The sequence below is a fragment of the Bartonella sp. TT110JLCBS genome (genome assembly GCF_042193405.1).
Taxonomy (GTDB): domain Bacteria; phylum Pseudomonadota; class Alphaproteobacteria; order Rhizobiales; family Rhizobiaceae; genus Bartonella.
This window is the reverse complement of record NZ_JBHILT010000103.1, coordinates 1-1,308: the sequence shown is the minus strand read 5'-3', so window position 1 is coordinate 1,308 and position 1,308 is coordinate 1. Positions and strand designations below refer to the sequence as shown.

The following is a 1,308-nucleotide window of genomic DNA, read 5'->3' as shown; positions in this document are numbered from 1 at the left end:
CAACCAACAAATATTTCAGGAATGGCACTATATTAGCTTCTTTTTGAAGAAATTTTGTTTGTATCACTACTCGTCATTCTTTTTATGAACCATTTTATCTTTAATCAGAGAAATATATTGATTTATAATGATAGTTTCTCGTTTTTCAGATCGAATAAGAGACTCGAAAATCGTGAGATTTTCACATTCCAAACTTGGTTATACAGCAGAAAATCAAAAAAGTTTTATTTTTTTAAAGGCTGTTCATTCGTATCTTATGAAATTTCTAGATGTGCTTTTCAGATTCGATTTTACGCTTTAAATGTAATTTTAAAAGTGGCAAAGTGGCTTCGACTTCTTCTATATCATTGAGGTTTTGAATAAGCTCTTGCAATCTTCCATAAAGCTCTGCTGCTAATTCCGCAACATCTTCAGGAGAAAGTGTTATTTTTGCATCATGATAGGTCGTATAAACTAAATGTCCCAGCTTTTTCATCAGCCCAGTAGGAATCGCCTGCGGTTTAAAACCAGCTGCTTTCGCCTTTGCCATATCTGAAAACATCTCGCCATTGCCCGTCACAAGCCAATCTAAGGAAATACCACAAATTTCTTGATATTTGGAGAGCGCAGAGGCTGTAGGCTCACTTATACCAGTTTCATAAGTTCCTACAGAGCCAGCAGTGATACCAAGATGTTCAGCAAACTGCTTACGCTCTGTAAAACCAAGAGCGTGACGCACTTTACGAAAACGTTTTGCCAACTCAGTTTTAGGTTTTGCTTCCGGACGAGCCAAAAAACACTCCAAAATCAATATAATTGTTGACTAAATAATTATATTGATTTATATCTATTATTACTGCTCCTTAAAAAGAGCAGTTATCACATACATAACCCCACAAAAACGGATGTTACAGCATCCATTCAAGCAGGAGCGAAAATTATGACAATTACAAAAATGCAATCGCCGTGGTATTTTACTGAACTGCGCCCCTGTAATATAACCTTGGAAAAACTCAAGCCTATCAGAGGCTATTTTCCAGAGTCAAAAACATTTGGACACAGCCCAATGAAAAAGCTAAATGCGCCACTGCCAACTCTATCAGTTTGCATGCCAAGCCAATTCTTGCCAACTGCTTTCTCACAAGTCGCAGTCATATTCTTTCAAAAGCAAAAAGCCTAATACGATTCTCTTCATTCCATGCTGTGCAATATACCACTGAAATCTTATTACAAAAATATGCTAATGCATTTCCCATAGGTTTTTATAAGGTAAAAAGTTTATCAATGTCTAAAAATCAATATAAAATAGGCAAAATAATTGGTATTCTA

General features: G+C 35.6%; 2 protein-coding genes. One reads left to right on the top strand and one right to left on the bottom strand.

Annotated features, from left to right (window positions below; translation table 11 throughout):
* Nucleotides 1–265 precede the first annotated feature (265 nt).
* On the bottom strand, nt 266–772 hold the full coding sequence (locus ACFILW_RS09775) for a helix-turn-helix domain-containing protein (protein ID WP_375685725.1): 507 nt from the start codon (nt 770–772) through the stop codon (nt 266–268).
* Nucleotides 773–919: 147 nt separating this feature from the next.
* Here ACFILW_RS09775 and ACFILW_RS09770 point away from each other — a divergent pair, with 147 nt between their 5' ends.
* The gene (locus tag ACFILW_RS09770) at nt 920–1,159 is read left to right on the top strand and encodes a hypothetical protein (protein ID WP_375685723.1); all 240 of its coding nucleotides are present in this window, start codon (nt 920–922) and stop codon (nt 1,157–1,159) included.
* Nucleotides 1,160–1,308 lie beyond the last annotated feature (149 nt).

Coding starts and splice junctions, on each gene's coding strand:
- ACFILW_RS09770 (WP_375685723.1), top strand. CDS start 920: ATGACAATTACAAAAATGCAATCGCCGTGGTATTTTACTGAACTGCGC.